Consider the following 25,814-nt stretch of genomic DNA (forward strand, 5'->3'; position numbering starts at 1 on the left):
GTGTGAGCTTACCTGCGTTCGAACAGCGCAATCGATTCGACGTGCGCGGTATGCGGAAACATGTCCATCACGCCCGCCGACACCAGCCGGAAGCCATGCTGGTTGACCAGAATGCCGGCGTCGCGCGCCAGCGAGGCCGGATGGCAGGACACATACACGATGCGACCGGTGTGCTTGTGCGGCAGGTATTCCAGCACCTTATCGGCGCCGGCACGCGGCGGATCGAGCAGCAGTTTGTCCCAGGGCTTGCGCGCCCAGTCGGTGCCGCGCTGGTCTTCGAACAGATTGGCCACCGCGAAGCTGGCATTGGTAATGCCGTTTTGTTTGGCGTTTTCGGCGGCGCGTGCAACCAGGCCGTGTTCGCCTTCCACGCCGGTCACTTCGGCGACGCGGCGCGCCAGCGGCAACGTGAAATTGCCCAGACCGCAGAACAGATCGAGCACGCGATCGGCAGGCTGCGCATCGAGCAGTTGCAGCGCATGCGCCAGCATGCGCCGGTTCATGCCGGCATTGACCTGCACGAAATCCAGCGGCTGGAATTCCAGCTCGACATCTTCCACGCCCTCGCCCGCCGGAATGCGGAAAGCAAGCCGCGGCTGTTCGGGCCACAGCGGATGCACGCTGCTGATGCCGCCTGGCTGCAGGTAGATCGCAAAAGCATGCTCCTGCGCGAACGCAATCAGCTTGGCGCGATCGCCTTCGCTCAGCGGCTTGAGGTGGCGGAACACCAAGGCCACGGTATCGTCGCCGGCGGCGAATTCGATCTGCGCGATCTCGGCCGCGGCATCCATGCTGCCGACCAGTTCGCCGAGCAGGCCGATCTTCGGGCCGATGGCCGGATGCACCACCTCGCAGTGAGTGATGTCGGCGACGAAACGCGGATTGCTTTCCTCGCGGAAGCCCACCAGCACGCGGCCCTTCTTCGCCACCGCGCGCACCGACAGGCGTCCTTTGCGGCGATAGCCCCAGGCTTCGTCGGTAAGCGGCGGCAGCCAGCTTTCCGGTTCCACCTTGCCGATGCGCGCGAAGTTGTCCACCAGCACGCGCTGCTTGGCCGCGATCTGCGAGACCGCATCCAGATGCTGCAGCGAGCAACCGCCGCACTGGCCGAAGTGGCGGCAGCGCGGCTCGACCCGGTGCGGCGATGGCGTGAGGATGGCCAGTGTTTCGGCTTCGTCGAAATGGCGATGCCGCTTACGAATCTTGAAGCGCACCTGTTCGCCCAGCAGGGCGCCGCTGACGAATACGGTCTTGCCGTCGATACGGGCCACACCCCGGCCGTCGTGACTCAAATCGGTGATGGGGGCTTCGAACTCGTTCATCGGCACTCTTGGCAAAAAGATGGCGCCAGGGCCGCAGGGCCCTGGCCGGAGAGGTTGGATGGAGGCACTCGCGGCCTCGCCAGCCGCACATGATACCAGCCGGGGCGGCGCCCCCTTACGGGCCAGCTCAGCGGTCGGCAACCGTGCCCTGCGTGGCGGTTTTCAGGCGATGCATCAGCACCGGCCATTCGACCCGGCTCTGCTCGCCCACCACGTGCAGGTAAGGCAAGCCGCTGCCCTCGACGATGGTGTACTCGCTCTGGTTGGCGTTGCTGCCGAGCCCACTCAGCGTGCAGATACCGTCCTGCAGGCTGGCATCGATGCCCATGCGCTTGTAGCCGAGGGTCTTGAATAGCTTCATCACCGCGCCCTGCAGGCCGCTGGCGGGCGCGCCGCCGGTCAACACCGACAGGTTGTTGGCCGCATGCAGGCTGATGCGCCCGCCGTTTTCCGCCTGCAGCGAGGCCTTGAAGGCAACGGGGGTGCTGTTGACCAGTTGCAGGCCGTCGATCGAGCCGTCCAGCCGCCCGCTCATGCTGCCGAAATTGAAGGTGTCGGCCAGCGGCGCCAGATCCAGCTGGTGCAGGGCAATATCGCCCTCGAGCACCGGACTGGCGCCGAACGGCTGCTGCACGGAAAGATGGTTGATCACCGCGCTGCCACCGAAGGCCTTGACGGTCAGCTCGCCACGCATCGCATAGCGGCCGTCTTCCCAGGTCAGCGCGGAAATGCTGCCGCCCAGGGTGCCGGCAAACGGCAACCAGCCCTGGCTCTGGTTGAGCGTGGCCATGTCGACGTTGGAAACATTCGCCACCAGGTTCACGCGTTCGGCTTTGGCCGCAGCAGGCCGCCACTCCAGCCCGGTGACATGCACCTGCCCTTTCCACAACGGCAGCTCCAGCGGCGACTGCAGGCTCAGCGTGCCGCTGCGGCTGCGCCAGTGCGATTGCGTGGCGCCCAGGGTGAACTGGCGTAGCGCCAATTGATTCCATGCCACATTGGTAACGGCGCGATCGCCCTGCGCGGCCCAGTCCACATCGCCGCGCAAACCATGCGCCTGCACCAGCCCCGTGCCATCGGCAGCATCAAGCCAGTCGGTATGGAAGGCGAAGCTGCGCCAGCTGTCGCCCTCGTAATCGACATGGCCTTCGAGCTGGCCGGCAAGATCCAGACTGTGGCCCGCGCCACTCAGCCAGGACTGGCCATAACGATCGTAGGCGACGGGAAAACGCGCCTGGAAATGATCCAGCCTGAGCTTCTGCAGATTGCCTTTTGCATCGATGGCGAGCGCGCCGCTAAGTTGCAGGGAATCGGCATCGTCCAGGTGCAATTGGTTGATGACCAGACCGCCCTTGTCCATGCCGGCGGTGAGATCGAACACCACGTCGTGCGTGGGCAGCCGCGCAGACACCGGCCCGAGTTGCAGCATGCCGCCGTGCAGACCGCCATTGAGCGTCAGCTGGGCCGGATGGCCGTTGGCGTCGACCGCAAAACGCATATGCCCCGCCAGCGCATCGCCACCGGGATTGCCGGCCGGCGTGCTGTAGGCCAGGTCGGCCACGTTGAAATCGCCTGAGGACTGGTACCCCTGGTCACGGACATCCAGGGCGAGGTCGGCATCGAGCTTGCCGCCGTTGATATGTCCGGGCCATACCGTCGCCAGCAGCCCCTGCAGCCAGCCGGCCGGCAGGTTGCGCAGGTTGATCTGCACATGGCTGGTCTGGTCCAGCGGAAAGGCCGTGCCGATATGGGTGACGCCCTGGTCGGCATTGATCTCCAGCGTATTGGCCGAACTGTCCACCAGCATGTTGATGGTGGCATTGCTCAAGGCCCCGCCCGGCGCGCCGGCCAGCTGCAGCGCACCGTCGAACATCCAGCGCATCTGCCGGTCGCGCAGCAGATGCCCACTCAGCGTCAGCGCAACGTGATGCAGCCCGAACGCAGGAATATCCGCCTTGCCGGCGTGCAGATTGATCTGCACGGTATCCGGATCCGTCCCCGGCGCGAGCTGCGCCTGCACATCCTGCAGGGTGACGCCGGACAAAACGATCCGCTTGGCCGCCACCACCGTATCCGCCCATGCGGACGTCGCCAGCAGCAGGCCGGAAAGCGCGCACAGGCACAGCAAAAGCTGCCGGGGGAGGCGGTAAGGTAGACAAATCATGTACGCGCATTTTGCCAAATTAAGCTGAACAGTTCGGACACAGGTAGGCAAATTCGGCCAGCCGATCCGGTACCTTGCACGACGGGTTTGAACGTATGGCCGAGCTTGGCCCCGCCGTTTCGCCCAGCGCGCACCGCTCCAGCACGGATGATTCGATCACCTAAGGAAAGCCACCCCATGCAGGGATCCTCCAGCAAAGCCTCCAACCATGCCGGCCCCTATGTGCTGGTCGCCGACGACGACGCCACCAGCCTGAGCTTTCTGGGCGACGCGCTGCATCAGCTCGGCGCACGCACGGCACTTAGCCCGGATGGCCGCACCGCACTGGCGCTGGCACGCCGCGAGGCGTTCGATCTGCTGATCCTCGATTGCCGCATGCCCGACCTGGATGGTGCGAGCGTGCTGGCCCAGCTGCGCCATGATTTGCCTGCACGCTCCGCCGCCAGCCCGGCGGTGGCCAGCAGCGCCGAGCTGGACGGCGAGCAACGGCGCGCCCTGCTGGCCGCGGGGTTCCATGCCGTGCTGCTCAAGCCCTGCACGCTGAAAGATCTGCACGCCCTGCTGAGTTTGTCGGCCGCCCATCGCGAGCAGATGCCATGGCTGGATGACCGGCAGGCCTTGAGCGCCAGCGGTACCCCCGCGGTGGTGCAGGCCCTGCGCGGGCTGTTCTATCAGGAACTGGTAGCGGTCGAGCGGGAACTGGACGACCTGAGCCAGGATGCCGGGGCGCTGGAGGCGCGGCTGCATAAGCTGCGCTCGTCGTGCGGTTTTTGCGGCGCGGCGGCGCTGAGCGAACACATCGCTTCATTGCAAACCCAGCTGAAGCTGTCGCACCAGGGTGCGATGTTGCCGCTGGGCGCGTTTCGCGAATCGCTGCGCCAGACCATGGCGGCGCTGCAGGTGGCCTGAGCCTCAGCGACGCGTTATCGCGCCGCGCAATACGCGCCAGGCACGCAGTTCCACGCCCCCCAGATGGAAGCGGATCAGCTCGCGCATCATGCCGCGCAAGGCATGCAGGCCCTGGGCATCGGGGGCACGATCCTGCTGCAGCAACTGCAGATCGCTACCGCGCACCGCATGGGGCTCTGAAGCGCGGCAGCGCACCGGACCATGCTCGGCGCGATACACATACAGCGCCTCGGCATGCAGCGCTTCGCCGCTGTCGGCCTCTTCATCGAGTTGCAGGGCGTAGCCGAGCGCGGCGAGCAGATCGCGCTCGAAGCGCCTGAGCTGCCAAGCCAGCGGTGGTTCCTGGGCCATGCGCAACAGGGTTTGCGCGTAGATCGCGTAGAGCTCGGGCAGCGGATCCTGCCGCTCGGTCAGGCGCACTACCAATTCATTGACGTACAGCCCCGCCAGGCCGACATCGCCCGGCAGCCGCACCGGCGCGCCGGCGGGTTCGGCGCTGCGCAAGCTCGCCAGTTCGCCGCGCATTTGCAGATCCAGCAGCACAGGCTGGAAAGGCTCCAGTTGCGCACGCTGCAAACGTCCGCGCTGGCTGCGCACGCCGCGCGCAACCACGCCGACACGGCCATGATCGCGGGTGAGGCATTCCAGCAGCAGCGAAGTCTCCCGATACGGGCGCAGGTGCAGCACGAAAGCAGGCTGTTGCTCGATCAGCATCAAGCGCCGCGCTCCCGCCTCATCGACAGCTAGTCGGTATAGCCGAACTGCTTGAGCATGGACTCATCGTCCACCCAGCCCTCGCGCACCTTCACCCACAGGCGCAGGAAAACCTTGCGGTCGAACATGCGCTCCATATGCCGGCGCGCCGCCGAGCCGATCGCCTTCAGCTGCGCCCCACCCTGGCCGATGACGATGGCCTTCTGCCCATCGCGTTCCACCCAGATCACGGCATGGATTTCGGCCACGCCATCGGGGCGATCGTTGAACTGCTCGATTTCCACGGTGGTGGCGTAAGGCAGTTCCTGGTCCAGCCGCAGCATCAGCTGCTCGCGCACCATCTCGGCCGCCAGGAAGCGTTCGCTGCGGTCGGTGATTTCGTCCTCGCCGAATACCGGCGCACGCACCGGCAGCCGCGTGAGGATGTCGCGCGTGAGCATGTCCAGGCCCTTGCGCTTGAGCGCGCTGACGTAATGCACGGCATCGAAGCTGTGCTTTTCGCACAGGTCGGCGACGAACGGCAGCAGCGCGGCCTTGTCCTTGCTGAGATCCACTTTGTTGAGCACCAGCAGGCGCGGAATCTGCTGCTCGGCCAGCGCCTCGTAAAGCGCCTGGTCCTCATCGGTCCAGCGCCCGGCCTCGATCACCTGCGCCGCCAGCTCGACCTCGCTGATCGCCGAGCGCACGGCACGATTGAGGCTGCGGTTCATGGCGCGCTTGGCGCCGCGGTGCAGGCCTGGCGTATCGACGTAGAGAATCTGCCCCTCGTCGCTAGTGGCGATGCCCAGAATGCGGTGGCGCGTCGTCTGCGGCCTGGGGCTCACAATCGACAGGCGAAAGCCAATCAGCGCATTGAGCAGGGTCGACTTGCCGACATTGGGTCGGCCAGCCAGCGCCACGAAGCCGCAACGAAAATCCGGATGAGGAAGTTCGTTTTCGGCGAGGTCGTCGTCGCGTTCGTCGTTCATAACAGGCAATACTCTTCAAAGACGGCTATAAGCATGGCTCCGCGCCCGCGCGAATGCCACTGATCAAAAACATATTGGCGGGAATGGGGTGTCCCGGGCACCGGACGGCACCAGGCCGCCCATCACGCTTTCAGGCCCCTTCCTGGGCCTCCCGCAGCAGGTTCAGCGCGGCCTCGGCGGCATCCTGCTCAGCCAGGCGCCGGCTGCTGCCCCGACCGGAAGTGGTAATGGCGGCCGGCTCGGTCACCACGCAGTTGACGCCGAAGATGCGCGCGTGATCCTCGCCTTCGGTCGCCACCAACTCGTATTGCGGCAGCGGCCAGCCGCTGGCTTGCAACCATTCCTGCAGCTTGGTCTTGGCGTCCTTGGAAGAACGCGGCAAAGCAGCAATGCGCTCGCCAAACAGCGACCTTACGATATCCCGGCAGGCGTCGAAGCCGCCGTCGAGATACACCGCCGCCAGCAAGGCCTCGAAGGCGTCGGCGAGGATCGAATCGCGCCGGAAGCCGCCGCTTTTCAACTCGCCCGAGCCCAGCTTGAGCTTGTCGCCAAGCTCCAGGTCCCGCGCCATCACCGCCAATGCCTGGCCGTTCACCAGCTGCGCCCGCAGGCGCGACATCTCCCCTTCGGTCGCCTTCGGATGCGTTTCATAAAGCATCTCCGCCACGATCGCTCCCAGCAGGGCGTCGCCGAGAAACTCCATGCGCTCGTTATTCGGCTTGCCGGCGCTGCGGTGAGTCAGAGCCAGCGTGGCAAGCGATGCATCGCGAAAGTGATAAGCCAGTTCCACTGTGTTCTTAGTTGGGCGATGCAATGTTGCCCTGGATGGGCACACTCTTTTCGAAGTGGATCAGGAAATCGATGTTGTAGATGAACGGAATGTCCTTGTCGTAGGCCACCTGCAGTTGCAAGCTCTGATCGCCCTTGCCGATGGTGATATCACCGGGCTGCACGGTGTCGTCGCCGACATATTGGTAAGACATTTTCTTCAGCACGTCGCGGCGGATTTGTTCCGGCGACTTGCCTTCCACGCTTTCGCTGGACATCTCGCCCATGGCCTTCTGCACGCCCATGAACTCGGTGTATGCGGGCACCAGCTTCATCGCCATAAAGGCAAAAAAGCCGGCCACAATCGCAATCAGCAAAAACGAAATTAAGGTGATGCCTGCCTGCTTCGATTTCATAGTCCCCTCGCTACGACGCCGATAGGGTGCGTCTTCCCCGAGCCTATGCGCCTACTTTGCCCGGTCGGCGCCCCGGCCGCCAGCGACCTATTCACGATTCCACTTCAGGCCGGAAAGATGCCGTGTCAGTGAATGACGGTACCGATGCGGTGGAAGTCCACGGCGCCGGTGCTCCAGCCCTTCCAGCTGAACCAGATCACGAAGGCCTTGCCGACCAGGTTCTGCTCGGGCATGCAGCCCCACCAGCGGCTGTCTTCGCTGTTTTCGCGGTCATCGCCCATCACGATGTAGCAATTGGGCGGTACCACCGAGGGCACCCGCGCATTCGGAATCGGCGGCGTCTGCAGCGAAGTCATGCGGGCGATCACATGATTGACGGTGCCCAGCTGCTCGCTCCACACGGTCGCACCGTTGTAGAGCAGGTAGTTGTCTTCGGCGCGGCTGGGATTGCCCTTGAACGGGCCGAGCTGGGTGTCGATCACCGGCTTGCCGTTGATGACGATCTGGCTGTCATGCACCTCGATGCTGTCGCCCGGCAGGCCGACCACGCGCTTGATCCAGTTCTGGCTGGCCACCGGCGCATGCGGGTCGCCGCAGGTCATGTCGCCGCTGCGCACGGTCTTGCCGTTCTCGTCCTGGCACAGGTAGCCGGGAAAACGGAACACCACCACATCGCCGCGCTTGGGTTCGCCCAGGCTGACGACTTTGTTGTTGAAGGCCGGCAGGCGCAGGCCGTAGGCAAACTTGTTGACCAGGATGAAGTCACCCACATCCAGGGTCGGCATCATCGAGCCGGAGGGAATGCGGAACGGTTCGGCCACGAAAGAACGCAGCAGCAGCACCACGAAGATCACCGGGAACAGCGAACGCGCCCAGTCCACCGGGACGGGATCGCGGTATTCCTCGCCTGACGCGTCATAGCGCGCCTTGCGCTGCTTGTACAAAAACAGGCGGTCTAGGCCCCACACCACGCCGAAAACGACGGTGAGGGCGAGCAATATGGCCGAAAAATCAAAATCCATGCGTGACTCCAAAGCCTGCTATTTGTCCACTTTGAGCACGGCGAGGAAGGCTTCCTGAGGAATCTCGACCCGGCCGACCTGCTTCATGCGCTTCTTGCCTTCTTTTTGCTTCTCCAGAAGCTTCTTCTTGCGGCTGACGTCGCCGCCATAGCATTTGGCAAGAACGTTCTTGCGCAGCGCTTTCACCGTCGAGCGCGCGATGATCTGGGCGCCGATGGCGGCCTGGATCGCTACGTCGAACTGCTGGCGCGGAATGAGATCCTTCATGCGTTCGACCAGCTCGCGGCCGCGGCGGTCGGCATGGCTGCGATGCACGATCAGGCTGAGCGCATCGACGCGGTCGCCGTTGATCAGCACATCGACGCGTACGAACGGACCCGCATCGAAACGCTCCAGGTGGTAATCCATCGATGCATAGCCGCGCGAGACGGATTTGAGCTTGTCGAAGAAATCCAGCACCACTTCGGCCAGCGGCAGTTCGTAGTTGATCTGCACCTGGGTGGCCAGGTACTGGATCGAGCGCTGAACGCCGCGCTTCTCTTCGCAAAGCGTGATGATGTTGCCGATGTAGTCGGGCGGCGTAAGGATGTTCGCCACGATGATCGGCTCGCGGATTTCCTCGATCTGCGGCACCGGCGGCAAACGCGCGGGATTGTCCAGCTCCATCACGCTGCCGTCGGTCTTGAGGATCTCATAGACCACGGTAGGCGCGGTGGTGATCAGGTTCAGATCGTATTCGCGCTCCAGGCGCTCCTGCACGATCTCCATGTGCAGCATGCCCAGGAAGCCGCAGCGGAAACCGAAACCCATCGCTTCGGAGCTTTCCGGCTCGAAGAACAGCGCGGCATCGTTGAGGCGCAGCTTGTCCAGCGCTTCGCGTAGTGCCGGGTAATCGTCGGCGGAAACCGGAAACAGGCCGGCGAACACGCGCGGCTGCATGGTCTGGAAGCCGGGTAGCGCACGCTCGGCCGGCTTGCCAGCCAGGGTCAGCGTGTCGCCCACAGGGGCGCCGTGCACGTCCTTGATCGAGGCGGTAATCCAGCCCACTTCGCCGGCCGACAACTTGTCGAGCTTCTTGCGCTTGGGCGTGAACACGCCCACTTCGCTTACTTCATGAGCGCGGCCGGTAGACATCACCAGCAGCTTGTCGCCCGGCTTGATTTCGCCCTGCATGATGCGCACCAGCGACACCACGCCAAGGTAATTGTCGAACCAGGAATCGATGATCAGCGCCTGCAGGCGTTCGGTATCGCGCGGCTTCGGCGGCGGAATGCGCGCCACGATCGCCTCGAGCACTTCGATCACGTTCTGCCCGGTCTTGGCGCTGACCGCCACGGCGTCGGTAGCATCGATGCCGATCACCGCCTCGATCTCGCCCTTCACCTTTTCCGGATCGGCGGTGGGCAGGTCGATCTTGTTGAGCACCGGCACCACTTCCAGGCCCTGCTCCACCGCGGTGTAGCAGTTGGCCACCGATTGCGCTTCCACGCCCTGCGCCGCATCCACCACCAGCAACGCGCCTTCGCACGCGGCCAGCGAGCGGCTCACTTCATAGGAGAAGTCGACGTGCCCGGGCGTATCGATGAAATTGAGTTGGTAGGTCTTGCCGTCGCGCGCTTTGTACGGCAGCGATACGGACTGGGCCTTGATGGTGATGCCGCGCTCACGCTCGATCGGGTTGCTGTCCAGCACCTGGGCTTCCATCTCGCGCTCGGCAAGTCCGCCGCAGATCTGGATGATGCGGTCGGCAAGCGTGGATTTGCCGTGATCGATATGGGCGATGATGGAGAAATTGCGGATCAGTTCCATGGAATACGCTGTCAGCTTCACCGCCCTGCGCGACGCGCGGGCAGCCTATCGCCGGGATGGCGACATTAGCCGTTCATTATCGCATGGATTGGGATACCGGACGGTACCGGCCAGTCCGCAAATTCAGGGGCCTGCCAGTACGGCAGGCCCCTGCTGAGTGAGGATTCACTCGTCTTTGCCGTCGGGAACGGTCAGCGCGATGAAATTGCTCTGATCGCCACGGCGTACCAGCAACAGCACGGTGTCGCCGGCCTTCACATTTGCCGTGGCGGCGCGGAATGCGTCCACGCTGCCGATTTTCTTCTGGTTGACCATCAGGATCACGTCGCCCGGCTGCAGGCCGGCCTGGGCCGCCACCGGTCCGGTCACGTTCGCGACCAGCACGCCCTCGCCCGCCTGCAGGCCAAGCTGGCTGCGGGTGGCCGAATCCAGACTTTGCACCCCCAGACCCAGCGCATCGGCGCCCTTGCTCGGCGCCGCCGGACCTGCCTCCGCCAGCGCGTTCTTGTCGCGCGGCATGGCCCCGATGGTGGCCTCGATGGTTTTGCTCTGGCCATCGCGCCACACCTGCACCGGTACGGTGGTACCGGGCTTGGTCATCGAGACCAGCGGCGGCAGATCGGCCCCCTGCTCGATGGCATGGCCGTTGAAACTCAGGATGATGTCGCCGGACTGCAAGCCAGCCTTCTGCGCCGCGGTGCCCGGGGATACCGTGACCACCAGCGCGCCCTTGGAGCTGCCCAGCTTGAGCGCCTTGACCACATCGTCATCGACCGGCTTCACCTCCACGCCCAACTGCCCGCGCGTGACATAGCCCTTGGTCTTGAGCTGATCCACCACGTTCATTGCCAGATCGATGGGAATGGAGAAGGCCACACCCTGATAGCCGCCGGTGCTCGAATAAATCTGCGAATTGACCCCCACCACCTGTCCCTGCAGGTTGAACAGCGGGCCGCCGGAATTGCCGCGGTTGATCGGCACATCCGTCTGGATAAACGACGTCGCCGGCTGGTCCCGGCTGCCCAGGTTGCGCCCGACGGCGCTGACGATGCCTTGCGTAACGGTGTAGTCGAAGCCGAACGGCGAACCGATCGCCAGCACCCACTGCCCGGGCTTCAGCTGCTGCGAATCGCCAATGCTTACCGCCGGCAGGTTGCCGCCGGCACTTACCTTCAGCAGGGCGATGTCATAGGTGGAATCGGTGCCGACCACCTTGGCGGTGAGCGTCCGATGGTCCTGCAGGCGGACCGTCACCGTATCGGCATCGTCCACCACATGATTGTTGGTGATGATGTAGCCGTCATTGGAAATGATGAAACCCGAACCCAGCGACGTATGCGCCTGGTCTTCCGGCGACGGCATCATCGGCATGCCGAAGAAACGCCGGAAAATTTCCGCCTGGCCCGGATCCATGCCCTGCATCGGGACGCCCCCGGAGCCTTTCGGACGCCGCCCGCTGTACTTTGCCTCCACTTGCACGACAGCCGGGGCGTTCTTTTGCACGATGCCGGTAAAGTCGGGCAAACCGCCTATTGTCGGGGCGGCCTGCGCCCATGCCATGCCCGGCCCGGCAAGGCCCATGGCCACAGCACCGCAGAGTAGGCCACTGAGAAGACGGTTATGGACGAGACGGGGGTGAATCATGGTTCCTCCTCGAGTCTGGGCACACTGCTCCCGCCCCATGGCTCGTTGCGTGAAGCGAGAGGGGTGCAATTGAGAAAAAAAGAAGGGACAGCTCAGCCGCAACGCGGCAAGGCGCGGGCGTGGTTAACGCCCGGCGCCTGCCTGGTAGGCCGGATTCTGCACCGCGGCCTTGGCCTGCGGCGTGTCGATCAGCAGCAGGTAGCTGCCGTCATGGTTGTTCAAAGCGCGATAGCCGTTGACCGAGTAACGCTGGCTCGCCGGATACCGCTGGAACAGCGGATTGTCGGAAGGATCGCCCAGCGTCACCGATGCGCGCTGGCTGAGGCCGGAGGCTGAATAAGCACTCAGCGACGGCGGCACAACGGCCAGCCCCTCGTTGCTCGCGCCGGACGCACTGACCGCAGCCGAAGCTATGCTTGCATGCGTGGTTTGCGGCGAAACGCTGGCGGTGGTCGGCGAATGCTCGGAATCGGGCGCCGTGGGCTGCGAAACCATCAAGGCGGCCACCGCCACGCTGGCGGCGATCGCCCCGCCGACGGACAGGCGCAGCCAGTCCCGGCGCCGGGGCGAAACCTGCGGTGCAGCCTGCTCGCCCTCGATCACATCCATCACTCGCGCGGCGAACCCGGCACTGGCCACGCCCGGCAGCTGCCGGCGCAGGCCGTCGCCGGCCACGTGGTAGCGTGCCCAGGCATCCATCAGCGAGGCATCGCGGTCGAGCCGGCGCAGCAGAAAACGCAGTTCGTCCCTGGACAATTCACCGTCCATCGCCGCGGAAAGAGTTTCCTTGTTCGCTTCACTCATGACATCTAATCCTCGCGGTCTGAGAGCAGTGGCCGCAGCTTTTCGTCGATCGCCTCGCGTGCCCGGAAAATGCGTGAACGCACCGTACCGATAGGGCAGCCCATGGCTTCGGCAATCTCTTCATAGCTGAGGCCTTCCACTTCACGCAGGGTGATGGCTGTCCGCAGCTCCTCGGGCAAGGCTTGGACAGTGGCAAACACCGTTTGTTCAATTTCTTGGCGCATTAATTCGCGTTCAGGGGTGGCCCCTTCCTGCATGCGGTCGGCGCCAGGGACGAACACCGCGTCCTCGATCGCAATATCGTCCGTGGGCGGCCGGCGCCCCATGGCCACCAGATGGTTCTTGGCCGTGTTCACGGCGATCTTGTACATCCAGGTATAGAAAGCGCTCTCGCCACGGAACGAGCCGATGGCCCGCCAGGCGCGGACAAACGCCTCCTGGGCCACGTCTTCGCATTCGGCGTGGTTATGCACATAGCGGGAGATCAGGCCCAGGACCTTGTGCTGATACTTGCGCACCAGCAGATCGAAAGCACGCCGGTCCCCATTTTGAACACGCTCAACCAGCGCACTATCGAGTTCGTTATCGCCCATCCGGGCCGTCTCCTTCGTCTCTGCACCATTCCGGGATGCCGCCCTTCGGATGGGTGAGCTGCTCTGACCGGTTCCGTGCCCGCAAGTTCAGCACGGATGTCACGGCTCCTGGAGATTCTAAGATAAGTGCGCCTGGCCCGGGCTCAAGCCGGCAGTTTCTCCAGGGCACCGGACAGCAGGCGCTCCCGCTCCGTCAGCAGGCGCTCGAAGGTGCCATGCGGCAGCGGCCGGCAGAACAGGTAGCCCTGCAGCTCGTCGCAATGATTGGCGCGAAGGAACTGCAGGTGCTGCTCGATCTCCACGCCCTCGGCCACCACGCCGCGCTTGAGCCGGTGCGCCATCTCGATGGTGGCGCGCACGATGGCCTCATCGTCCGGATCCACGCCGATATTGCGCACGAAGCTCTGGTCGATCTTGATGCGGTCGGCGGGCAGCTTGCGCAGGTAGTCCAGCGAGGCGGCGCCGGTGCCGAAGTCATCGATCGCGATATGGCAGCCCATGCGATGGAGCTTTTGCATGTTCTCCATCAGGTTGGGCGCGGCCTTGATGCTGATGCTTTCGGTTACCTCCAGCTCCAGCAGGCCGGGATCGAGACCGGTCTCCTCCAGCACGGTCGCCACTACCTCGGAGAGATCCGGCTGCATCAACTGCACGGCCGACAGATTGACACCCAGGCGCAAGCGCAGGCCGAAGCGGTCTTCCCACGCCCTCGCCTGCTTGCACGCGGTACGCAATACCCATTCGCCGATCGACACGATCAGGCCGGTTTCTTCCGCCAGCGGAATGAAGAAGCCCGGACCGATATTGCCGAGTTCCGGATGCTCCCAGCGCAGCAACGCCTCCATGCCGACGATGTCTTCCGTACCCGCATTGATCTGCGGCTGATAGAACACCCGCAGTTCGCCGTTCGCCTCGGCATGGCGCAGCCGCGCTTTCAGCGTGGCGTTCTGCTGTTCTTGCGCGGGGCTGACGTCGTAAACGCGATAGTTGTTGCGCCCCATGCTCTTGGCGGCATACATCGCCTCGTCGGCATGCTTGAGCAGGGTTTCGGCGTCCGGCGCGTCTTCGGGGAAGAAGCTGACGCCGATCGAAGCGGTGACCTGCAGCTCAGGGCCATCGTCCAGGTGCAGCGGCACATCCATCAGCTGCACGATCTTTTCGGCAACGCGCAACACATCGTCGGTTTTCACGATGTGCCTGAGCACGATGGTGAATTCATCACCGGCGTAGCGCGCCACCGTGTCGGAAGCGCGCACGCTGCTGCGCAGCCGCTGGGTCACGGCGACCAGTACCTGGTCGCCCACCGCATGGCCAAGGGTGTCGTTGATGAACTTGAAGCGGTCCAGGTCGACGAACAGCACGGCAAAGGTTTCGCCGGTGCGCGTTGCTTCGCGGATGATGGTGTCGAGGCGATCGTTGAACAGCAGGCGGTTGGGCAGACCGGTAAGCGCGTCGAGCAGGCCTTCTGCACGCCCCTGTTCGCGCGTGCGCCGCAGCTCCAGCATGTGCGCAAAATGCGCCGCTGCACACTGCAGCACAGGCTCCACGATTTCCGGCTCACCGAGCGGATTGCGGCTGCCAGCCAGTAGCGCACCAAGCACGCTGCGCCGCTCGTCGAGCAACGGCAGGCCGACGAATCCACGCAAGCCCAGCTGGCCGATCAGCGGATCGACATCGGCCAGGCGCCTTGCGTCGTGCGGATGCATCAGCGTGCGTCCGCCCAGCACCAGGCGCAGCGAACTCTGCAGCTGCGGGCCGGGCAGCACCTGATCTTCGCCACGCAGGCGCTGCACGATCTGCACCGGCACGCTGCTTTCCTCGGGGCGTGCCGACCACACCGCCAGATAATCCATACCCATTTCATCGAGCAGCAACTGGGCGGCATCGACGACGCCTTCGTCGTCATACCCGCCATTGAACAAACGCGCCAGCAAGGTCAGTGCGACGGTCGGACGCACACCGGCACGATCGCTGCGAAACTGCAGCGCGATCAAGTCGCGCCCGCTATGACGCACGCGGCGCACACTGGCTTCGCCGGTGTCGTGACCGCGGATCGATTTGCGCTGGCAGGCCAGCCAGCGGCGATCGGCATCGCTGAAAGCCTGGTCGGTACTGACGTTCTCGAAGGACAACACCTGGTGCAGCGTCAGGCCGGTCAGCACGCTGTTGGCCAGGCCGCTATGGCGCATGTACGCCGGACTGGCCTCGACCACCCGCTCGACTACCGGGTCGACGATCAACCAGTCGCCCTCGCCATCCTCGAAAATAAAACGGTAGTCGCCGCCGGTAGACGGCACCGCTACCGCGGCCACTGGGGGCGATGCGGGGGCCGGCTTCTCGGCCACCACCACTGCCCTGCCGCCATGCAGTTGCTGCCAGCGCGGTATCAGTTCGGTGCCGACCTGGGAGGCATACAGCCAGCCCGCCACCATCGCCGGCAGTTGCGCCGGCTTCATCGTCGCGTCGTCCACCAGCACGGCAATGATCGGCGCCTCGCTGCATGGCGGCAGCAGCCGCAGCTGCTCGCACAGGGTGAGGCTGGAGCGGCCGTCGCCGTCGAATGCGATCACGATCAGCGACAGCGGTTCGCGCCCTTCCAGCAGAATGGCGGCGTGCGTGGTATCGCGGGCCGAATGAATGGTGGGATGTCCTTCGCGGTCGAGCACGTCGAACAGTTCGCGGCGCAGTTCGCGCTGCGGTGCCACCAGCAGAATTCCCGTCAGGAGCGGCGCGCCGGTCACAGCAGCCAGCGCCCGTCGCGCAGGCGGGGCCGCTGCGCCATCGGCGCCGTCCCGCTGAGGCGTACCGCCACATCGTCAAAACTGGCCGCCAAGGCCGGGGCGGCATCAAGCAGCACTACTCGCCGCACATGGCCGGCTGGCGCGCGCGCCAGTTGGCGCAGCAAGGCGCTGTCGGTGGCCGACATCGGCAGCGGAAACTGGCGCAGCAGATACACCCCGAAATGGATGCTCTGCTGGATATAGCGCAAGGCAATGCTCAGCCGCTGCGAGCCGGGAACGCGCGCATGCGCTTCGCGCAGATTCTCCATGCCGTCCTGCGGATCCCACACGTAAACCGTCTGGCCGTGGTTCCTGGCCAGCGCGCGGAATTGCTCCACCAATGCCTCGCTATGGTCATGCTCAAGCACGACCAGCCCGCCGGGCGCCGTGAGGATTCGCTCGTAGATGTCGCTGCCGGCAAGCGGCGCGGGTGCCATCAGGGGAGTCATTGCGCCCAAACCGATAGAGAAGTCGTCGTCGCTCGTACGTTACGCACTCGTACGCCAAGCGCAATAGCCGGAACGCCATGGCGTGACGCATGCGGCATCCCGTGCAGCCGGACTTGCGGCATTGCGGCATAAGCGCCTTTGGCACCTTCCTTTCCTGCACCGGGGCGTCTCGCAATCGACGCTGCGGGACGGTATGGTGACGGTTTCCCGGCCACCTCCCCATCCCCATGTTCGAAGGATTGCGTTTCAATCACTGGAAAACGAGCCTGGACGACAGCGGCATCGTGACGCTCACCCTGGATCGCGCCCAAAGCAGCGTCAACGCGATTTCCCGCGAAGTGCTCGATGAGCTCGGCCAGATCGTGGAACGCCTGGCGATCGAAAAGCCGGCCGGCGTGATCATCCACTCGGCCAAGCCGAACGGCTTTGCGGTGGGGGCGGACATCAAGCAGTTCGTCGAATACGCCAAGCACGGCACCGTGCAGGAAAACATCGAGAACGGCCAGCGGGTGTTCGAGGCCCTGGCACGCCTGCCCTGCCCGACCGTGGCCGCCGTGCATGGCGCCTGCATGGGCGGCGGCACCGAACTGATCCTGGCCTGCCGCCAGCGCATCGCGGCTGACGACGACAAGACCCGCATCGGCCTGCCCGAAGTGATGCTCGGCATCCACCCCGGTTGGGGCGGCTCGGCCCGCCTGCCGCGCCTGATCGGCGCGCCCGAGGCCCTGCCGATCATGCTGACCGGCAAGGCCCTGTCCGCCCGCCGCGCCAAGAGCCTGGGCGTGGTCGACCGCGTGGCCCGCCCGGACGAACTGCTGCCTGAGGCGCGCGCTTTGCTGCGCAATCCGCATGCCCGTCCGTTTGCCCAACGGGCTACCGCCTGGGCGACCAATACCTGGCTGGCGCGGCAAATCCTTGCGCCGATGGTGCTCAAGCAGACCGCGGCGAAAGTACGCAAGGAACATTACCCCGCTCCGTTTGCGCTGATCGAGGTATGGAAGCGTGGCGGCAGCAGCATCCAGCAGCGCCTGAAACTGGAGGCGCGTTCGGTGGCCAAGCTCGCCGATACCCCCACCGCCCGCAACTTGATCCGCATCTTCTTCCTGCAGGAACGCCTCAAGAGCCAGGGCAGCGGCATCGAGGCGGAGATCAAGCACGTGCACGTGGTCGGCGCCGGCGTCATGGGTGGCGATATCGCCGCCTGGGCCGCGTTCAAGGGCTTCGAGGTCACGCTGCAGGATCGCGAGATGAAATTCATCCAGCCTGCGCTGGACCGCGCCCGTGCGCTGTACGAGAAAAAGCTCAAGACGCCGGAGAAAGTGGACGCCGCCAGCCGTCGCCTGCGCGCCGATGTCGAAGGCGCTGGCGTAGCCAAGGCCGACCTGGCCATCGAAGCCATCTTTGAAAACGCCCAGGCCAAGGAAGCGCTCTACGCGACGATCGAACCGCAATTCCAGAACAACGAAATCCTGGCCAGCAACACTTCTTCCATTCCGCTGGATGAACTGCGCAAAGGGCTGAAGGCGCCGCAGCGTTTCCTTGGCCTGCACTTTTTCAATCCGGTGGCACAAATGCCGCTGGTGGAAGTGGTGCGCCATGATCAGCTCGATCCCGCCATCGAGAAACGCGCACTCGCTTTCTGCAAGGCGATCGGCAAATTGCCGGTGGCGGTCAAGGGCACGCCAGGCTTCCTGGTCAACCGCATCCTGATGCCTTATCTGTTGGAAGCATTGCGCCTATACAACGAAGGCGTGCCCGGCCCGGTGCTGGACAGGCAAGCCAAGCAATTCGGCATGCCGATGGGACCGATCGAGCTGGCCGATACGGTCGGGCTCGATGTATGCGCCTCGGTAGGCAAGGAACTGGCGCCGTTCCTGGGCCTGGAACTTCCGCCTGGCCTGGAAGACAAACTCGAAGCCGGCAAGCGCGGCAAAAAGGACGGCCAGGGCTTGTACACCTGGCAGGACGGCAAGCCACAGAAACCTGAAGTGGATCCCGATTACACCCCGCCGCCGGACCTGCAGGAACGCATGGTGCTGGCGATGGTGAACGAAGCCGTAGCCTGTCTGGGCGACGACGTGGTCGACGATGCCGACCTGCTGGATGCCGGGGTGATCTTTGGTACCGGCTTCGCACCGTTCCGTGGCGGCCCGATTCAATACGTGCGCACGGAAGGGGTGGCCACTATCCGCCAGAAACTGGAAGCACTAGCCAAGCGCCACGGCGAACGCTTCACGCCCAAGAACGGCTGGGATCATCCCGCTCTGAAACAGAGTGGCTTCGAGTTTCCGTCCGCTTAAAGAACCGCCGCAATCCTCGGCAAGCCGATAACGAAGGTGCCCTTGCGGCACCTTCGCTTTATGCGTTCACCACATCAGGTCATCGGGCACGCCGTCATCGCCTACCCCACCGGTGGCAGGATCCACCAGCAGCGCCAGCAGATGCCCATCGATATCGCGCACCTGCTGGGCGATTTCGTGTGATACCAGCAGATAGCGTCCAGCATGCTGGACCACGCCCAGCTTGCCGGCGTTAAGATCCGCCAACTGCGCGGCATCCACATGCACCCGGCGGATCTTGCCGCCATATTCGAAATGGCGCACCTGGTCCACATCGGCTTTATTGAGTGCCTTGCCATCCAGCAGTTGCTGGATCCTGGCCTTGCGCTCGCGCTTGATGCGCGCCTGTTCGGCAGCCTCCTGTTCGGCGCGCTTGCGCTCGGCCGCTTCCGTCTGCGCGCGGATCGCATAGGCCTTGGCCAGATCCATTTCTTCCTGACTGCGCGCAGGCTTGTTCGGCCGGTGCGGCGGCTTGCCCTTGCCATGCGCAGGACCCGGCCTGGGCGCAGGCTGTTGCTGACGCTTGTCGTCCTTGAGCTGTTTGACGATGCCGCTCTTGAGCAGCTGATCTCGCAATGAATCAACCATGATCGAAACCCGGATTAACCTTAGTTCTCAATAGTGCGGGGGCGGCGGTTCGGAATGCGGATCGTGCCCCTGGCCCGTGCGCATGCTCGCCAGTTCGGTGCGCAGGTCGTGCACCAGGCGTTCCAACGCGGCAATGTGCAGGGACTGCTCCGCATCGGCCACCGTCAGTGCCTGTACGGCTTCATCGACAAAAGTCAGCCGTACTTCCAGTTCCGTAAGCCGCTGTTCTAGATTGCTCATAGTCATGCGGAGCGCAACACGCTGCGGCCACGGCCAATGCCGTAATACGCCATGCCCGCCTCTTCCACCGCCTCCGGCTCATACAGATTGCGGCCGTCGAAAATCACCGGCTCTTTCAGCATGCTGCGGATACGTGCGAAGTCCGGACTGCGGAAGGCCTTCCACTCGGTAAGGATGGCCAGCACATCCGCGCCATCCAGTGCCTGATAAGCGCTGTCGCACAACACCAGGTCGTCGCGCTCGCCGTAGATGCGCTGCGTTTCCTCGCGCGCCTCGGGATCGAACGCACGCACCGTGGCGCCGGCAGCCCACAACATTTCCATCAGGCGGCGGCTCGATGCCTCACGCATATCGTCGGTATTGGGTTTGAACGCCAATCCCCACAAAGCCACGGTGCGGCCGCGCAAATCGCCGGCAAAGTAGCGCTGGATAAAGTCGAACAGCTTGGCTTTCTGATCGTGATTGACCGCTTCGACCGCAGTCAGCAAGCGCGCGTCATAACCCACCGCGCGCGCCGTACGCTCCAGTGCCTGCACATCCTTGGGAAAACACGAGCCGCCGTAGCCGGCGCCCGGATAAATAAAGTGGTAGCCGATGCGCGGATCCGAGCCGATGCCTTGGCGCACCAGCTCCACGTCGGCGCCTACGCGCTCTGCGATATTGGCGATCTCGTTCATGAAGCTGATCTTGGTGGCCAGCATCGCATTGGCTGCGTACTTGGTCAGTTCGGCCGAGCACACATCCATCTCGACCACGCGATCGTGATTGCGATTGAACGGCGCGTACAGCTTGCGCAGCATATCGATCGCGCGCGCACTCGAGCTGCCGATCACGATGCGGTCCGGGCGCAGGCAATCCTCGACGGCATCGCCCTCCTTCAGGAATTCCGGGTTGGAAGCCACATCGAACGGGATATCCGCCTGCCGCGCAGACAGCTCCGCTTCCACTGCCTTGCGCACGCGATCCGCAGTACCTACCGGCACGGTCGACTTATTGACGATGACGGCGTAGCGATCCAGATGACGGCCGATCGACTTGGCCACACCGAGCACGTATTGCAGATCCGCGCTGCCGTCTTCGTCCGGCGGCGTGCCTACGGCAATGAAGATGATTTGCGCATGCGCAATCGCCGTCGCCGCATCGGTGGTGAACTGAAGTTGCCCATTGGCGTGATTGCGCCGCACGATGGGTTCCAGGCCCGGCTCGAAGATGGGCATTTCGCCCCGCTCCAGACGCGCCACCTTGGCCTGATCGATATCGACACAGACAACATGGTTACCCATTTCGGCCAAACAGGCCCCGGTGACCAGGCCTACGTAACCGGTGCCGAAAATGGTGACTTTCATGGAATAGGATCACAACCACACTTGGGGACGGCAATTCTAACAGGGCATGTAAGAAACCCCAGTGTCAGTTGTAGGTGAAACCTGACCCATAAAAAAGCAGGGCGCGAATTGCTTCGCGCCCTGCTTTTCATACGTGGATTGCGTCAGCTGCGATTACTGATCGCCACCGCTGCTGTCACCGCCCTTGGGGCCGGCAGCGTCACCCTGCGCGGCGCTGGCCGGGGTCGGGCCGGTGCTGACCAGGGTGATGTCGAAGATCAGCGTGGCATTCGGCGGGAACGGACGCTGCGGTTCAGCACCATAGGCCAGGCTGGCCGGGATGAAGAACTTGTAGTGGCCGCCCACCTGCATCAGCTGCAGACCTTCGCGGAAACCCGGGATCACGCGGGCCAGCGGAATCGCGGTCGGTCCCGGCGGGGTGTTCTTCTCGGAGCTGTCGAACACATCGCCGTTCACGAAGGTGCCCTTGTAGTTCACCTTCACGGTGTCATTCGGACCCGGACGAGCGCCGGTGCCCTGCGTGATCACCTGGTACTGCAGGCCCGAAGCGGTGGTCTTCACGCCCGGAGCGCTCTTGTTCTTGGCGAGGAACGCGTCACCTTCAGCCTTGTTCTTGGCCGAGGCAGCATCGAACTCCTGCTTGGCCTTGGAGCGCAGCTGCGCTTCGAAAGCCTGGGCGGTGGAGTTGAATTCCTGCTCGTTCATCGGCGGCTTCTTGCCGGACAGAGCGTCCTGCACAGCCTTGGCAACGGTCGCCGGATCCACGGCATCACGCATGATCGGCGGCACGGAACCGGCCAGTTCATAGCCGACCACGGTGCTGGCCTTGATCTTGTCGACGGTGCCCGTCGCGGAGCTGGTGCTGCTGGTGGTCTGTGCCTGCGCGCCAGCGGTCATGCCCAGCGCAACAGCCAGGGCGGCCGCCGTCAGCGTGGGTCGCAGAAAGTGCTTCATTTGGAACTCCCTCGTAATGGATATGCCGGCGTGCCGGCCGGACCTCCCCCAAATGGAGGCTGGCCACCCATTGTGCGGTGTCCAGTCCGGTCTTGGCAACGACGTTCAGGCGTTGACCGCGATTAAAATGGAAGGTTCAACAAGAAGCCTGCTTACGCCGTCTCATTCAGATTCATTTGTGATCGACGGGTGAAGGCTTTTCCAGTGTCTCGCGCAATGCGGCCTGCAAACGCGCATGCATTTTGACCAGTCCGCGCCAAAGCAGGATCGCCAGCACCACGCAAGCTGCGACCAGCGACAACGCCACGCCACGCGGCGGCAGGATCGCCGAGCCAAGCACACTCACCAGAATGGCCAATGCAACCAGCGTGGCAAGCGGGATCAGCTTCGCAAGAACCTGCCGGATCGCTTGCGTATAAGCGCCGGCAAAACGCTCGCGTATGCCCAGTTCCGCCAGCAACATGCCCAGCGCCTCGGCTTTGCGATAAACCGCAATCAGCAATGGCAACGATAGAAACAAGGCCAGCGCCCAGATCACCGAATGGCGAATATCGCGGCTCCAGCCCCAACGCTCGAACCATGCCGCGTTGTGCGCATTGATGTAGGCGCCGATCACAAACAGCGTCACGATCAAAGCCACATTCACGGCGATATGCCAAAGCAGGCGGCGAAACATCGCGGCCAACACTGCGTTATCGTCGACCGGGCGCAGGTTCTCCAGCCAGCCGCTGTAACTGGTCATCAACAAGCGCAAGGGACGCGGCACGATGCGCCGCCCGGCACGCGCCAGCGAATCCGCCGAACGAAGCAGATACGGCGACGCGATCATGCAGATCAGCGCGGCAGCCACCGCCGTGGGGTAGATGAAATCACTGACCGCGCCGAGCGTAACCCCCAGCGTGGCGATCACGAACGAAAACTCACCGATCTGCGCCATGCACAGGCCGGTGCGCAACGACGTGCGTGCATCGTGTCCGATGAAAAACATGCCCGCGCCGCACACCACGCTCTTGCCGACCATCACGGTCAGCGCGATCAGCACTGCCGGCAGCGCGTAATGAACCAGTTGCGCGGGATCGATCTTCAAGCCGATGGCAACGAAGAACAGCGCCGCAAACATGTCGCGCAAAGGTTCGACCAGATGCACCACGCGTGGCGCGCTGCGTGCCTCCGCCACCACCGCACCGGCCAGAAACGCACCAAGCGCAACGCTGAAACCCAGCCATGCGGCCAGCAGACTGGCGCCAAAGCAGATACCTAACACGCTCACCAACAGGGTTTCGTCCCGATCGAAACGGGCGACGTAATCCACCAGGCGCGGCAGCAGCAGCAAGCCCACGATCATGCCGGCCACAACGAACAAGCCCAGATGCCCGACCAGGGCAAACGCCGCCACCGGTTGTACCGCGCCCCTGATGGCAATCGCGGTCAGCAAGGTCAACAGCACGATGGTAAGCATGTCCTCCGCCACCAGCATGCCGACCACCAGGCGCGCGAACGGCCATTGCCGCAAGCCGTTCTCCGTCAACGTGCGCGTGGCCACCATGGTCGAAGACAGCGCCACGATCGCGCCGAGGAACAAGGCATTGCGACCGCCCCAGCCGAACAGCAGGCCCAGTTGATAGCCGACCCACAACATGAAGCCGACTTCGAACACCGTTACCAGCAGCAAGGTGCCGCCCACCTGGCGCAGTTTGCGCACGCTGAATTCGAGCCCCAGCGTGAACATCAGCAGGACCACGCCAAGGTTGGAAATGTCGCTGATGGTGCGCGGATCGGTGATCAACACGCCCGGCGTATGCGGGCCGATCACCACGCCGGCCAGCATGTAGCCAGGCAGTACCGGCAGGCGCAGGCGCTGGAACAGGATGCTGGTGGCGCCGGCCACCAGCATCACTAACGCAAGGTCGCGGATGAAGCCGATATCGTGCATGCCTTCCTCATGGCGCGGTCTCGCTGGCAGCTTAAACCGAAGCGGGAACAAGACTGCAGGCGAAGCAAAACATCTGGTTCATCGAATGATGAGATTTTTATAAAAATTTGCTTGACGGAATTCCAAACCCATCTTATTCTTTCGGGCTTCCAGCAGTGGGGCCATAGCTCAGCTGGGAGAGCGCCTGCATGGCATGCAGGAGGTCGGCGGTTCGATCCCGCCTGGCTCCACCAACACATACGTCCCCATCGTCTAGAGGCCTAGGACATCACCCTTTCACGGTGGCGACCGGGGTTCGAATCCCCGTGGGGACGCCAATTCAAGCGACAGCCGCAAGGTCATCGCAACGAGTTGGAAACGGATTTAGTGTGTTTGAGTGCGCTGGAAGGCAGTAACAACGCGGAGCGGTAGTTCAGTCGGTTAGAATGCTGGCCTGTCACGCCGGAGGTCGCGGGTTCGAGTCCCGTCCGCTCCGCCATTACTGAAATCTGTAGTCACAGGAAGCTCGCCATTGCGCGGGCTTTTTTGTTGCCCGCCGGCAGGCGCGCAACAGCTTACTTCGGCACCGGCTCCAGGGTACCGGCCGAATGCCCCTGCTCCGCCAGATACTCCAGCCAGCGGGCCAAAAAACCATTCATCTGCAAGCGATGCTGAAACACGGTATGGGCCGGCGGAAACGGACCCAGCACCTGCCACAGATGGCGCCCCGGATGACAATGCAGCGCTTCGGCCACATGTGCATCGTTGTAGACCCGCAATTGCGCCGCGGGTGCGCGATGCCCGGTCTGCGCATCCACAAAGCCGTAGGTGAGCTCCAGCTCCAGTGTGTACGGATGGCACTCCTGCACGACCAGATGCACCGGCAAGCCGTCGTCGATATCCGAAATATAGTCGCCCACCGCCAGCTTCTGCGGCGCGAACAGGCGCGTGAGCCGATGGTAGTTTTCGGCATAGAGCCCCATCAGGTACTCAAAGCGACCTGGCAGCAAGGCGGAACGGCTGTCGAGAACGGCACTCATAGGAATAAGGATGTCTCCGTGGCTCAGAACATGGTTTTTTCGATACCGAATTGATCGAAGATCTTGCTGGCAATTTCCTCGATCGATACGTGCGTGGTGTTGAGGGAGGGAATGCCGGCCTGGCGCAGCAGCCGGTCGGCCTGCTCCAGCTCCCACTTACATTGCTTTAGCGTGGCATACCGGCTGCCCGGACGTCGCTGCTCACGAATCTGCGCCAGCCGCGTGGATTCGATGGTCAGGCCGAACAAGCGGTTTTTATAGGGGCGCAGGCGGGACGGCAGCTCCAGCTTTTCCAGGTCCTCATCGGTCAGCGGGTAATTGGCGGCGCTGACCCCGTAATGCAAGGCCATATAGAGGCAGGTCGGGGTTTTGCCCGAGCGCGACACCCCCACCAGGATCAGATCGGCCTGCGCGTAGTCCACGTCCATGCCGTCATCGTGGCTCAGCGCGTAGTTGGTGGCGTTGATGCGCGCCTCGTATTTGGCGAAGTCCACCAGGCCGTGCGAGCGGTTCACCGCACCGGAATGGCGGGTGGCGAGCTCTTCCTCCAGCGGCCCGATAAACGGCGCAAACACATCCAGCATCAGCGCGCCGCTGGTGGCGACGATTTCGCACAGCGTCTTATCGGCCATGGTATTGACCACGATCGGCCGCTCTCCGCTCTGGGCATAACGCGTCTTGATGCGCAAGGCCGCAGCCTCGGCCTTCTGCGCGTTATCGATGAACGGCAGGCGGTGCTTTTCGAATTGCACCCCTTCAAACTGGGCAAGGATGCTGTTTCCGATCGTCTCGGCCGTAATACCAGTGGAATCGGAGATGAAAAAAACCGAGCGTTGCATGCGCGTTCCATGGGTGAGTGGAATTCCTGCCCTGCACCATATCGCAAGCGCGAATCCCTGTCTTTGCTTGACCCGGACCTGACTGGTATGCAGTTGGCGCGGCCGCGGGCGCGAATGGTCTTCTTGTGCCGCGCACCATCGGCAGCGGACAATACCAGTCTTTCGCGGCATGGATTTCCCCGCCGCTGCCCGGC

22 protein-coding genes and 3 tRNA genes are annotated in these 25,814 nt (G+C 63.7%); 5 read left to right on the forward strand and 20 right to left on the reverse strand.

Annotation, left to right across the window (positions count from 1 at the left end):
- Positions 1–8: 8 nt before the first annotated feature.
- Both rlmD and IGX34_RS12240 read right to left on the reverse strand, forming a co-directional pair.
- Positions 9–1,322 carry a 23S rRNA (uracil(1939)-C(5))-methyltransferase RlmD gene (rlmD, locus tag IGX34_RS12235; protein ID WP_192556017.1) on the reverse strand — a complete coding sequence of 438 codons (1,314 nt, stop codon included), beginning with the start codon at positions 1,320–1,322 and terminating at the stop codon, positions 9–11.
- Positions 1,323–1,449: 127 nt separating this feature from the next.
- A complete protein-coding gene (locus IGX34_RS12240) occupies positions 1,450–3,486 on the reverse strand; it encodes a translocation/assembly module TamB domain-containing protein (RefSeq protein ID WP_192556018.1) in 2,037 nt (678 codons plus the stop codon).
- A 177-nt stretch (positions 3,487–3,663) separates the two neighbouring features.
- Between IGX34_RS12240 and IGX34_RS12245 the strand changes: the two genes are divergently transcribed.
- Positions 3,664–4,395 (forward strand): response regulator, encoded by a 732-nt coding sequence (locus IGX34_RS12245; RefSeq protein WP_192556019.1) that lies wholly within the window; start codon positions 3,664–3,666, stop codon positions 4,393–4,395.
- A gap of 3 nt (positions 4,396–4,398) precedes the next feature.
- Here the strand turns inward: IGX34_RS12245 and recO are convergent, their stop codons facing one another.
- From recO to IGX34_RS12300, 11 genes are all read right to left on the reverse strand, one after another.
- On the reverse strand, positions 4,399–5,109 hold the full coding sequence (recO, locus tag IGX34_RS12250; RefSeq protein WP_192556020.1) for a DNA repair protein RecO: 711 nt from the start codon (positions 5,107–5,109) through the stop codon (positions 4,399–4,401).
- 29 nt (positions 5,110–5,138) lie between these two features.
- The gene (gene era / locus IGX34_RS12255; protein ID WP_192556021.1) at positions 5,139–6,077 is read right to left on the reverse strand and encodes a GTPase Era; all 939 of its coding nucleotides are present in this window, start codon (positions 6,075–6,077) and stop codon (positions 5,139–5,141) included.
- A gap of 130 nt (positions 6,078–6,207) precedes the next feature.
- Positions 6,208–6,867 carry a ribonuclease III gene (gene rnc / locus IGX34_RS12260; protein WP_192556173.1) on the reverse strand — a complete coding sequence of 220 codons (660 nt, stop codon included), beginning with the start codon at positions 6,865–6,867 and terminating at the stop codon, positions 6,208–6,210.
- 7 nt (positions 6,868–6,874) lie between these two features.
- Positions 6,875–7,261 carry a DUF4845 domain-containing protein gene (locus tag IGX34_RS12265; RefSeq protein WP_192556022.1) on the reverse strand — a complete coding sequence of 129 codons (387 nt, stop codon included), beginning with the start codon at positions 7,259–7,261 and terminating at the stop codon, positions 6,875–6,877.
- A gap of 125 nt (positions 7,262–7,386) precedes the next feature.
- Positions 7,387–8,283 (reverse strand): signal peptidase I, encoded by an 897-nt coding sequence (gene lepB, locus IGX34_RS12270; protein WP_192556023.1) that lies wholly within the window; start codon positions 8,281–8,283, stop codon positions 7,387–7,389.
- Positions 8,284–8,301: 18 nt separating this feature from the next.
- Positions 8,302–10,092 (reverse strand): translation elongation factor 4, encoded by a 1,791-nt coding sequence (gene lepA, locus IGX34_RS12275; RefSeq protein ID WP_192556024.1) that lies wholly within the window; start codon positions 10,090–10,092, stop codon positions 8,302–8,304.
- Between the two features lie 165 nt (positions 10,093–10,257).
- A complete protein-coding gene (locus IGX34_RS12280) occupies positions 10,258–11,736 on the reverse strand; it encodes a DegQ family serine endoprotease (protein ID WP_192556025.1) in 1,479 nt (492 codons plus the stop codon).
- Between the two features lie 123 nt (positions 11,737–11,859).
- Positions 11,860–12,540 (reverse strand): sigma-E factor negative regulatory protein, encoded by a 681-nt coding sequence (locus tag IGX34_RS12285; RefSeq protein ID WP_192556026.1) that lies wholly within the window; start codon positions 12,538–12,540, stop codon positions 11,860–11,862.
- Between the two features lie 5 nt (positions 12,541–12,545).
- Positions 12,546–13,133 (reverse strand): RNA polymerase sigma factor RpoE, encoded by a 588-nt coding sequence (rpoE, locus tag IGX34_RS12290; RefSeq protein WP_192556027.1) that lies wholly within the window; start codon positions 13,131–13,133, stop codon positions 12,546–12,548.
- Between the two features lie 143 nt (positions 13,134–13,276).
- Positions 13,277–15,838, reverse strand: coding sequence for a putative bifunctional diguanylate cyclase/phosphodiesterase (locus tag IGX34_RS12295; protein ID WP_338015467.1), 2,562 nt, complete (start codon positions 15,836–15,838; stop codon positions 13,277–13,279).
- Positions 15,839–15,870: 32 nt separating this feature from the next.
- Positions 15,871–16,362, reverse strand: coding sequence for a hypothetical protein (locus IGX34_RS12300; RefSeq protein ID WP_192556029.1), 492 nt, complete (start codon positions 16,360–16,362; stop codon positions 15,871–15,873).
- Positions 16,363–16,589: 227 nt separating this feature from the next.
- Between IGX34_RS12300 and IGX34_RS12305 the strand changes: the two genes are divergently transcribed.
- The gene (locus IGX34_RS12305) at positions 16,590–18,662 is read left to right on the forward strand and encodes a 3-hydroxyacyl-CoA dehydrogenase NAD-binding domain-containing protein (RefSeq protein WP_192556030.1); all 2,073 of its coding nucleotides are present in this window, start codon (positions 16,590–16,592) and stop codon (positions 18,660–18,662) included.
- A 66-nt stretch (positions 18,663–18,728) separates the two neighbouring features.
- Here IGX34_RS12305 and IGX34_RS12310 read toward each other — a convergent pair whose 3' ends face one another.
- From IGX34_RS12310 to IGX34_RS12330, 5 genes are all read right to left on the reverse strand, one after another.
- Complete coding sequence (locus IGX34_RS12310) at positions 18,729–19,289, reverse strand: DUF2058 domain-containing protein (protein WP_192556031.1); 561 nt, start codon at positions 19,287–19,289, stop codon at positions 18,729–18,731.
- Positions 19,290–19,316: 27 nt separating this feature from the next.
- Positions 19,317–19,529, reverse strand: a complete 213-nt coding sequence (locus IGX34_RS12315; RefSeq protein ID WP_425598788.1) for a SlyX family protein — start codon at positions 19,527–19,529, stop codon at positions 19,317–19,319.
- A gap of 2 nt (positions 19,530–19,531) precedes the next feature.
- Entirely contained in the window at positions 19,532–20,875 is a 1,344-nt protein-coding gene (locus IGX34_RS12320; RefSeq protein WP_192556033.1) for a UDP-glucose dehydrogenase family protein, read from the reverse strand.
- Positions 20,876–21,028: 153 nt separating this feature from the next.
- The gene (locus IGX34_RS12325; protein WP_192556034.1) at positions 21,029–21,829 is read right to left on the reverse strand and encodes an FKBP-type peptidyl-prolyl cis-trans isomerase; all 801 of its coding nucleotides are present in this window, start codon (positions 21,827–21,829) and stop codon (positions 21,029–21,031) included.
- A 172-nt stretch (positions 21,830–22,001) separates the two neighbouring features.
- The gene (locus IGX34_RS12330; protein WP_192556035.1) at positions 22,002–23,762 is read right to left on the reverse strand and encodes a cation:proton antiporter; all 1,761 of its coding nucleotides are present in this window, start codon (positions 23,760–23,762) and stop codon (positions 22,002–22,004) included.
- Between the two features lie 157 nt (positions 23,763–23,919).
- On the opposite strand from IGX34_RS12330, the gene IGX34_RS12335 reads away from it, so the two are divergent.
- The 3 genes from IGX34_RS12335 to IGX34_RS12345 all read left to right on the forward strand — a co-directional run bounded on the left by IGX34_RS12335 (position 23,920) and on the right by IGX34_RS12345 (position 24,240).
- A tRNA-Ala gene (locus IGX34_RS12335) sits at positions 23,920–23,995 on the forward strand.
- 8 nt (positions 23,996–24,003) lie between these two features.
- Positions 24,004–24,079, forward strand: a tRNA-Glu gene (locus tag IGX34_RS12340).
- A gap of 84 nt (positions 24,080–24,163) precedes the next feature.
- A tRNA-Asp gene (locus IGX34_RS12345) sits at positions 24,164–24,240 on the forward strand.
- Positions 24,241–24,316: 76 nt separating this feature from the next.
- On the opposite strand, the gene IGX34_RS12350 is transcribed toward IGX34_RS12345, so the two are convergent.
- Both IGX34_RS12350 and ppsR read right to left on the reverse strand, forming a co-directional pair.
- The gene (locus IGX34_RS12350; RefSeq protein ID WP_192556036.1) at positions 24,317–24,781 is read right to left on the reverse strand and encodes a DUF1249 domain-containing protein; all 465 of its coding nucleotides are present in this window, start codon (positions 24,779–24,781) and stop codon (positions 24,317–24,319) included.
- 23 nt (positions 24,782–24,804) lie between these two features.
- Positions 24,805–25,620 carry a posphoenolpyruvate synthetase regulatory kinase/phosphorylase PpsR gene (ppsR, locus tag IGX34_RS12355; protein WP_192556174.1) on the reverse strand — a complete coding sequence of 272 codons (816 nt, stop codon included), beginning with the start codon at positions 25,618–25,620 and terminating at the stop codon, positions 24,805–24,807.
- Positions 25,621–25,814 lie beyond the last annotated feature (194 nt).

The sequence above is a fragment of the Dyella acidiphila genome (genome assembly GCF_014863405.1).
GTDB lineage: Bacteria > Pseudomonadota > Gammaproteobacteria > Xanthomonadales > Rhodanobacteraceae > Dyella_B > Dyella_B acidiphila.

Excerpts from the sequence above, each read along its gene's own strand:
- IGX34_RS12280 (WP_192556025.1), bottom strand. The coding sequence starts at position 11,736 with ATGATTCACCCCCGTCTCGTCCATAACCGTCTTCTCAGTGGCCTACTC.
- IGX34_RS12320 (WP_192556033.1), bottom strand. The coding sequence starts at position 20,875 with ATGAAAGTCACCATTTTCGGCACCGGTTACGTAGGCCTGGTCACCGGG.
- lepA (WP_192556024.1), bottom strand. The coding sequence starts at position 10,092 with ATGGAACTGATCCGCAATTTCTCCATCATCGCCCATATCGATCACGGC.
- ppsR (WP_192556174.1), bottom strand. The coding sequence starts at position 25,620 with ATGCAACGCTCGGTTTTTTTCATCTCCGATTCCACTGGTATTACGGCC.
- IGX34_RS12240 (WP_192556018.1), bottom strand. The coding sequence starts at position 3,486 with ATGATTTGTCTACCTTACCGCCTCCCCCGGCAGCTTTTGCTGTGCCTG.
- era (WP_192556021.1), bottom strand. The coding sequence starts at position 6,077 with ATGAACGACGAACGCGACGACGACCTCGCCGAAAACGAACTTCCTCAT.
- IGX34_RS12245 (WP_192556019.1), top strand. The coding sequence starts at position 3,664 with ATGCAGGGATCCTCCAGCAAAGCCTCCAACCATGCCGGCCCCTATGTG.
- IGX34_RS12285 (WP_192556026.1), bottom strand. The coding sequence starts at position 12,540 with ATGAGTGAAGCGAACAAGGAAACTCTTTCCGCGGCGATGGACGGTGAA.
- IGX34_RS12330 (WP_192556035.1), bottom strand. The coding sequence starts at position 23,762 with ATGCACGATATCGGCTTCATCCGCGACCTTGCGTTAGTGATGCTGGTG.
- recO (WP_192556020.1), bottom strand. The coding sequence starts at position 5,109 with ATGCTGATCGAGCAACAGCCTGCTTTCGTGCTGCACCTGCGCCCGTAT.
- IGX34_RS12305 (WP_192556030.1), top strand. The coding sequence starts at position 16,590 with ATGTTCGAAGGATTGCGTTTCAATCACTGGAAAACGAGCCTGGACGAC.
- rlmD (WP_192556017.1), bottom strand. The coding sequence starts at position 1,322 with ATGAACGAGTTCGAAGCCCCCATCACCGATTTGAGTCACGACGGCCGG.
- IGX34_RS12310 (WP_192556031.1), bottom strand. The coding sequence starts at position 19,289 with ATGGTTGATTCATTGCGAGATCAGCTGCTCAAGAGCGGCATCGTCAAA.
- IGX34_RS12300 (WP_192556029.1), bottom strand. The coding sequence starts at position 16,362 with ATGACTCCCCTGATGGCACCCGCGCCGCTTGCCGGCAGCGACATCTAC.
- IGX34_RS12350 (WP_192556036.1), bottom strand. The coding sequence starts at position 24,781 with ATGAGTGCCGTTCTCGACAGCCGTTCCGCCTTGCTGCCAGGTCGCTTT.
- lepB (WP_192556023.1), bottom strand. The coding sequence starts at position 8,283 with ATGGATTTTGATTTTTCGGCCATATTGCTCGCCCTCACCGTCGTTTTC.
- rpoE (WP_192556027.1), bottom strand. The coding sequence starts at position 13,133 with ATGGGCGATAACGAACTCGATAGTGCGCTGGTTGAGCGTGTTCAAAAT.
- IGX34_RS12315 (WP_425598788.1), bottom strand. The coding sequence starts at position 19,529 with ATGAGCAATCTAGAACAGCGGCTTACGGAACTGGAAGTACGGCTGACT.
- IGX34_RS12265 (WP_192556022.1), bottom strand. The coding sequence starts at position 7,261 with ATGAAATCGAAGCAGGCAGGCATCACCTTAATTTCGTTTTTGCTGATT.
- IGX34_RS12325 (WP_192556034.1), bottom strand. The coding sequence starts at position 21,829 with ATGAAGCACTTTCTGCGACCCACGCTGACGGCGGCCGCCCTGGCTGTT.